Source organism: Romboutsia sp., from assembly GCF_051659545.1.
In the GTDB taxonomy this organism is placed as follows: domain Bacteria; phylum Bacillota; class Clostridia; order Peptostreptococcales; family Peptostreptococcaceae; genus JBOFOR01.
Window position 1 is genome coordinate 1 of sequence record NZ_JBOFOR010000009.1, and the last position, 8,479, is coordinate 8,479.

The window sequence follows — 8,479 nt, forward strand, 5'->3', positions numbered from 1 at the left end:
ACAGCAGTATGTAACAATGCAATGTTAGCAGGAATGGTTACAGTTATAGCTAATGGAAATGCAGGGCCAGATGAATCAACTGTTGGTATGCCAGGTGCTGCACCACTTCCAATATCTGTAGGTGCAAGCAGTGTTTCTATAAAACTAGATACTTTTGAAATTAAAATAGCAGAGCAAACACTACAAGGTAAATTAATGGCAAAAGATTTTAGTACTTCACTAGATACCTTGATGAATAAAGAACTTGAAATTGTTGATTGTGGATATGGATATGAAACAGACTATGAAGGAAAAGATTTAAGTGGAAAGATAGCATTAATAAGTCGTGGTGACTTATCTTTAACTGATAAAGTTGCCAATGCAAAAAAGGCTGGCGCATTAGGTGCGATATTATTTAATAATATAGATGGTGAGATACAATACTATTTAGGTGAAAGCGTAGATTTCATTCCAACACTAGCGGTATCAAAAGCAGTAGGTGATGAATTATTAAAATCAACAGGTCAAAAATTAATTTTAAATAAAAATGGTATTATAACTACAAACGGCGATGAACTAGCAGACTTTAGTTCTAGAGGTCCAAGTGATTCAGAAGATATAAAACCAGATATAGTAGCACCCGGTGTATCTATATTATCCACTTACCCAGAATTTATGAATCACAAAGAAGAAGGTGAAGATTATAAAATAGCTTATACTAGAATGAGTGGTACTTCAATGGCAAGTCCACAAATAGCAGGTATAGCAGCTCTTATAGAACAAGAAGGTAAGGATAACGGTGTAGAATATTCTGCCTTTGATGTAAAGACAAAAATAATGAACAGTGGAGAACAAATGGCTAAATCTTATTCAGTAAATGAGATAGGACCAGGAAGGGTAGATGCATACGATGCTGTTCACTCTCAGATATCAATTCAAGTATTAGACAAAGACTTATCCTTAGACGATTATGGTAATGAAGTAACAGTAGATGATATTACAGGTTCTTTATCTTATAAATATATAATTCAAGATGAAACTAAAAGTGAAACGAGCAAAGCAATAGATATGGTAGTTAAAAATAAATCAGAACAAGCTAAGAATTTTACAATCGAAGTAGAATACTTAGGTACAGAACATGGTGGTAAAGATGCAAATACAAATAATGTGAAAATTGAATTACCACAAAGTATAAATGTAGCAGCAAATAGTCAAGAAAAATTATCACCTAAAATAGTTATACCAAAAAGTGCAGATCTTGGATTATATCAAGGAGTTATCCATATAAAAGATGGAGAAGATGACTACAGAATACCATTTAGTGCAAGACATACAAAGAAAGGCTTCAACTCAGAAATGAATAGAGTAAGTGTTTCAAGTGAAATTGAATTAACAGGAACACAATCTCAAGGTGTTCACGCAGCTATAGACATAATGTCTCCAATTGAAAGAATAGATATATTATTTAAAGATTTTGATAGTGATAAAATAATGGGATATGGTGGAAGTATAACTACAACAGGAGTAAGACCAGGTAAATATAGTGTTAAATATATAGTAGGTTCAAGACCAGGATATTATCCAGTGGATATAAATGGGAATATAAATTACGTACCAGATATGTTAACTGAAGGTAAATACAAATTAGTGCTACAAGCTATAAATAAAGATGGAAGTATTATAACTAATGAACATCCATTACTTGTAGATAATGAAGCACCTAAAATAACAAATGTAAATCACCCAGAAGGTGTATATGAACTAAGTGAAAAAAATATGACAGTAGAAAAAGATGCTAATGGAAATGATTTAAAAGCCTTTTGGATAAAAGGAAATATTAAAGACAATAGTGTAGACCTACTTAATAGTATGAATGTAGATACTAGTATTAAAGATATAATGGCAGTTTACGCAGATAAGGTAGGTATAGTAGAAGAAAATGGGGACTTTAGAATACCAGTAACTCAAGAAGATTTAATAGCATCAGGAAGACCTCTATATGGTGGAAAGTTAATGGGATTTGACCAAGCATTTTCTTATACAGCAAATCAAGATAACAACTATACATTCATTAATGAAAATGAACACTATGTGAGCACAACTTCTAAACAAGCTCAAGTTGAAAAAGGGCAAAGTATGACAGTAATATTAAATACTCAAAATATAAATAATGCAAGTAGTTTATTACTACCACTTCAATTCGATAAGGGATTTGAAGTAAAGAAAGTAAAGCTTACTAAAGAAGCTGAAAAATTAATAAAAGATAATAAATATAAATCTAAAATATCTTATAATGTAAGAGATGCCTTTACTAACCTTGTAGCTGATGTTAAAGTTGATATACTTGATGCAAATGGAAAACCAGTAAACATAAATCTTGATATACCACTTGTAGAGGTTGAAATGAAGTTAGTAAATGATACTAAATTTGTAATGTATGAAGCAAGACTTGAATGTGTACAGCCAGAAATAAAAGATAAAGCTGGAAATCTAGTAGAACTTACAAATACAATAATGAGAATGTATGACCACGTACAAGTAATACCACAAGCTTCGTCAATGCTTATTCAAGGAAATATTCCAGAAGGAATTGCATGGAGTGTAATGAATGATGACTTTAAACTTGAAGACTTAAATAAGCACTATTGGGTAGAAGATGCTAAAGGAAAGAAAATCAACTTAGATTACTATGAATATTTTGAATCTTTCTCATCTACAAATTTACCAATATCAAAGGATAAGTTTAGAGTTGTACTTGATTTACCAGGTCACTTTATAAGAAAAGGTACATTTAGTCCATATAAAATATACAATGGAAAACTTATAAGTAGATACCTAGATATGTCAGGAGCAGAAGTAGGCTCTGACATACTAGCAGGAGAAACTAATAAAGATGGTGCTATAGATATAGTAGATGCTATGAATGTAGCTAAATCTTACAATAAACCTGTAACTACTGAAGCTATGAAAAATCTAGATTTCAACTTTGATAAAAAAGTTGATAGAACAGATATGGAATATATAGTTAACAACTTTGGAGCTACTAACCTTCAGTTAGATAACTATAAAGAACCAGAATTACAGAAAGACGGAAAAACACTAGAGGATGTATTAAAAGAAATAGGATACAACTAAAAATTATTTTATTATAGTCAAAGAGAGGGGCAATTACCCCTCTCTTTGCATTCTAGTTAACCTATAACTAAATCGTGAGTTGTACAAAAGTTGATGAGTTTTGTCAATCTTACACTAATCATCTATTGTAAGGTTATTGCTACTTATTAATTGGCAAACTATATAGTATAGTTACATTTTATGTTATACCTAAAAAATTATTGGGTATAAATACAAATAACAGCTATATTAAAAATAGGAGAAATTATTTATGAACATAAAAAGCAACAAAATAATAAATGAATACAAAAACTATCTAATAAAAAACAAACCCAACACAACCCATATTAACAATAACATAAAAACTGCTAATGATATAATTGAGCTTAAAAAAGAAGTACAGCTAGAACTACAAAAACTAGAAGACTTAAGCAAAGAATACAAGTTATATGACAAAAATTATGAAGACTTTAGAATATCCATGGGTAAACTTGCAATAGGTATAAACAAATCCTTTAAACTAAATCTAACTAATAGAGATAAAACAGAACTAACTAATGAATTTATTAGAATTAACGAAAAGTTTGAGGACTTATTCCAAAAAAATATAATGAAAGATGCCTATACTTGGAAATAACAAAAGTACTTTTATTACACACCTATTAATATTAACATCTAATCTTAAAATATACGATATATAATGTTATTATAATTATCATATAAAGCGAAACACCTAAACATGAGTGGTAGTATAAAACCTAAAAAAGATTATAGTCTAATAATAGATAATATGAAAGGTAAAAAATATATGAGATATGAAGGGGACGTATATAGACCACCAAGTGAAGCAAATAGTCTAATTATACAATTAACAATAGGATGTGCAAGAAACACATGCACATTCTGTTCCATGTACAAAGATAAAAATTTCAGAGTGAGAAATTTAGAAGAGGTAATAGAAGATTTCAAAATTGCTAGAAAGTATTATCCTAATGGAGTAAAACGTATATTTTTAGCTGATGGAGATGCGTTAATAGTAAATACTAAAGACTTATTATACCTACTAAAAAAAATAAAACAAATATTTCCAGAAGCTGAACGTATTTCAACTTATGCAGCTCCAAAAGATATATTATCTAAAACAGAAGAAGAACTAAAACAACTAAAAGAAGCTGGTCTAGATATGCTTTATGTAGGTCTTGAATCAGGTGATGACACTATTTTAAGAGATGTGAAAAAAGGTGTAACGACAGAGGAAATGATAGAAGCAGGTTTAAAAGTAAAAAATGCTAAAATGACTTTATCCATGACTTTGATTTCTGGATTAGGTGGAAAAAAGAGATTAAAAGAACATGCACTAAATTCAGCGAAAGTAGTAAGTATTATAAAACCTGACTATGTTGGTTTATTAACTTTAATAGTTGAAAAAGGTGTTCCTCTGTATGATGAAGTGAAATCTGGCAAACTAGAACTTCTAACACCTACTGATGTACTTGAAGAAATGAAGATATTCCTAAAAAATGTAGACAGTGAAGGAACCATATTTAGAAGCAATCATGCATCTAACTATATATCTTTAGCTGGAACTTTAAATAAAGATAAAAATAAGTTGTTACAAGATATTCAAAGAGCTGAAGAATATAGTAGATTTAAGAGAGAAGAATTTAGAGGCTTGTAGAAGTATAACTTAATGGTTATTAATTAAAATACTCTAAAGCAGCTAATTGGAAATAAAGTAATGTAAGTAAATATATTAAAAAAGGTATTATTTCCTGTGGAGATAATACCTTTTTAGATAACCTATATTTAGTACATAAACTTTAGTTCCATCGTGATATAATATCGCCATTAGAATCTTTAAACTTATCTGTCAATATATTAATTAAATCAATAATAACAAATATAAAAACAACAAAAGTTGTTATTCCAAAAGTTAGAAATCCAGCTAATGTTAGACAGAGATACAATATACCTCTACTATTATTTCCTACATAAAAATGATGTGCTCCAAAACCACCCAAGAAGAACCAAAGCAACAATAAAACTAACTTTGTTTTCTCAGAAGTAAAATTAGGGAAAAATTTCTTTAAGTCTTTTCCACAATTTAAACATACATCTTGATTAGCAGATTTTCTCATTGTACCACAATGATCGCAGTAGACATTACCATTTCCTTTTTTTACCCCACAATGTATACAAAAAGTAGCATTTTCATTTAAATAATTTTCTCCACACTCTTTACAGTACATTCAATCTCTCCCTTAATTAATAATAAATAGCCTTTTATTATACTATGATATTCATTAAATAAGATGAATATTACATATGTTATTCACCCAACATAGATCCAAATCCACCTAGATTAGACTTATAGATAAACTCAGTTTTACGACAGTTTGGACATACATAGACATCAAAGACTAAGTGATCTTCTACATCAAACATCATACTAAAAAAACCACGATTGTTGTCTTGGCTATCAAATCTATATTCTTTTGAAAATTTTAGTTCTGTTTCACATCTTAAGCAGTTCATTACATTCCCCCCTGAAATTTCTAATTTAAGGATATTATAGCATTTAAAAAAATAGAAAAAGTAACTAATAAATTACAAATAAAATAAATGATAATTCTTAAATTTAATAATAATAATACCACATTAGGATAGAATAAACGTGAAATGAAATTATTACAAAAGGAGTAGAACAAAATGAAAAAAGTTACTAGTTTATTTTTATCACTAATAATTGCAACAACAATAATCTTTACAACAACAAGTTACGCTTACAAAAACGAACAAAAGTGCATAATTAAAATAGCACAGGAAGATGGTAGATTTACAACTTTACTAACAGCATTAGATTCAGCAGGATTAACAGAAACACTTAAAGGTAATGGACCATTTACAGTTTTTGCTCCAACAGATGAAGCATTTAAAAAGCTTCCTGCTGGTACAGTAGAAAATCTTTTAAAACCTGAAAACAAAGCTACATTAACAGATATATTATTATATCATGTTGCAAAAGATAAGCTGACTGCTAAAGATGTAGTTGCATTAAATGGTAAGGAAATAGAAATGGCAAATGGTAAAAAAGCTAAAATAGAAGTTAAAAATGGTGAAGTATTTATAGATGGTGCAAAAATAGTTGTCACTGACATTACAGGGAAAAATGGAATAATACATGTAATTGATACTGTTATAATACCTAAATAGTATTATTAATCAAAACTAATATAAAGTATACTATCAAATAATTTATAAGATGATCTCTATATTGATTAGGGATCATCTTATTAAATTTCACTAGATATCATACAAAGTGCAAAGATTAGCAACATAATATTCAATAATTTTAGTTATTACGCAATTGAATTGTAAAAAACACAAAATCACCAAAAAATTTAATTTATACTTTTAAAAGAACCAAATATTTCACAAAACATATAATATAGTACCATTATCATAATATGGAAATATAAGCAAGTGTGATTATCCAGAACTTTAGCATTTTAGGAGGATGATTAGAATTTTAATTAAGATTAATAATTTAATTGAAGATATATATAAGCCTTATAAATTTAATATAAACACAAGAGACACTGAAGCAAATCAATTAAGGAAAGTTGCATGTATACTTGATGAATTTAGTTATCAATGCTTTAAGTATGAATGCAATTTAATAGACATAACACCTGAAAATTGGAAGAAAGTCATTTTGGAAAAAGAGCCTGAAATATTATTAGTAGAGTCTTATTGGTTTGGCAACAATGGAGCCTGGAAACACCCCGACAGTGAACATTTGAGTCAGCTAGTACAATTAGTTAAATTTTGTAAAGCAAAGAACATTCCAACAGTATTTTGGAATAAAGAAGATCCATATAGCTTTAATGGATTTTTAAATATGGCTAGAAATTTTGATATAGTTTACACTACGGCGATAGAGTGTGTAAACAAATATAAAGAAATATTAGGTCATAATAATGTGTATCTTCTTCCTTTTGCTGCACAAACGGCTATTCATAATCCTATTGAAATTTATAATAGTAGGAAAAATAGCATATGTTTTGCTGGATCTTACTATAGAAAAAAATTTCCTAAAAGAGAAAGCGAATTTATGCTTATTGCTGATATTGCTAAGAAATATGGTCTTGAAATTTATGATAGACACTATGGTAAAAATAATGATGACGTTACATTTCCTGATAAATACAAGGAAAATATATGTGGAAATCTCAAAGTAGAAGAAGTTGAAAAAGCATACAAAGGATATAAATATGGTATAAATTTAAATTCTATAAATGATTCTTATACAATGTTTGCAAGAAGGGTACTAGAATTAATGGCATCAAATACATTAGTAATAAGCTCATACTCAAAAGGCATGGTAGAGTTTTTTGGTGATTTGACTATACATGATGAAAATAAATTTGACCTTGAAGAAAATATTAAAAAATTTATGAATGATGAGTTAACATATAAAAAGTATAGGTTATTAGCATTAAGAAAGGTATTAGAAAACCATACTTATAAAGATAGGTTTAATGATATTATCAAAAAAGCTATTAATGTAAATAGTACTAGTAAATGGCCTAGTGTAGCAGTAATAGCATTTGAAGACAAGAAAGATGAAATTAAATTAATTCACAATCAATTTAACAAACAAAATTATAAAAACAAAAAGTTGTATATATTTTCATCATTTGAAAGTTTGTGTAATGATAGTAATATTATATATAATAATAATGAAATATGTGATAAGACTGTATTAGATATTATTAAAGAAGAATATATAAGTTTTTTTCATAGGGATGATTTCTATGGAGCAAACTATTTAACAGATTTAATGTGTGGAACTTTATATGCACCCCAATGTGATGCTATTGGAAAATCCTCATATTACTATAAAGATCCTAATTTAGTATTAATGATAAATGAAGGTGAATATAGACATATTAGATCTCTGATGTACAGAAATTCAATAATTAAAACAAAAAAAATTAGCAATTATAAACTAAAGAATTTATCAAAAACATTACACAATAAGAGTATAAAAGAAAGTAAAATGATTTCTATAGATTGTTTTAATTATATATACAATGGCAACTTATACGCTAAGGATTTAGACAATAAATATGTTTTAGATATAGATGATATAAATATAGGAAAAAATATTGATGAAATAGAAAATAAATATTTTAAAAAAAATAAAATGAGTGAATTTACAAATATGCATGAGATAGATTTTAAAAAACTAATATCTGGAAATATTAATCAAGTAGAACTAGAAGTTATAGATGACAGTTTATTGATAGATAGTAAAATGATATCTACACATCAATATATATTTTATAATATTAAACCGAATAATTTTGAAAAAGTTCAAGAA

General features: G+C 27.9%; 7 protein-coding genes. 5 read left to right on the top strand and 2 right to left on the bottom strand.

Annotated elements, in window-relative coordinates; genetic code table 11:
* From ACRC03_RS00410 to ACRC03_RS00420, 3 genes are all read left to right on the top strand, one after another.
* Nucleotides 1-3,114, top strand: a 3,114-nt coding sequence (locus tag ACRC03_RS00410; RefSeq protein ID WP_438650564.1) for a S8 family serine peptidase, incomplete at its 5' end; no start/stop codon positions are given.
* Nucleotides 3,115-3,364: 250 nt separating this feature from the next.
* Nucleotides 3,365-3,730 carry a hypothetical protein gene (locus ACRC03_RS00415; protein WP_438650565.1) on the top strand — a complete coding sequence of 122 codons (366 nt, stop codon included), beginning with the start codon at nt 3,365-3,367 and terminating at the stop codon, nt 3,728-3,730.
* A gap of 102 nt (nt 3,731-3,832) precedes the next feature.
* The gene (locus ACRC03_RS00420; protein WP_438650566.1) at nt 3,833-4,771 is read left to right on the top strand and encodes a radical SAM protein; all 939 of its coding nucleotides are present in this window, start codon (nt 3,833-3,835) and stop codon (nt 4,769-4,771) included.
* 142 nt (nt 4,772-4,913) lie between these two features.
* Here ACRC03_RS00420 and ACRC03_RS00425 read toward each other — a convergent pair whose 3' ends face one another.
* On the bottom strand, nt 4,914-5,342 hold the full coding sequence (locus ACRC03_RS00425) for an NINE protein (RefSeq protein ID WP_438650567.1): 429 nt from the start codon (nt 5,340-5,342) through the stop codon (nt 4,914-4,916).
* 79 nt (nt 5,343-5,421) lie between these two features.
* Entirely contained in the window at nt 5,422-5,628 is a 207-nt protein-coding gene (locus tag ACRC03_RS00430) for a hypothetical protein (protein WP_438650568.1), read from the bottom strand.
* A gap of 174 nt (nt 5,629-5,802) precedes the next feature.
* Here ACRC03_RS00430 and ACRC03_RS00435 point away from each other — a divergent pair, with 174 nt between their 5' ends.
* Together ACRC03_RS00435 and ACRC03_RS00440 are read left to right on the top strand one after the other, a co-directional pair.
* Nucleotides 5,803-6,306 (top strand): fasciclin domain-containing protein, encoded by a 504-nt coding sequence (locus ACRC03_RS00435; protein ID WP_438650569.1) that lies wholly within the window; start codon nt 5,803-5,805, stop codon nt 6,304-6,306.
* A 304-nt stretch (nt 6,307-6,610) separates the two neighbouring features.
* Nucleotides 6,611-8,479, top strand: a 1,869-nt coding sequence (locus ACRC03_RS00440) for a CgeB family protein (RefSeq protein ID WP_438650570.1), incomplete at its 3' end; no start/stop codon positions are given.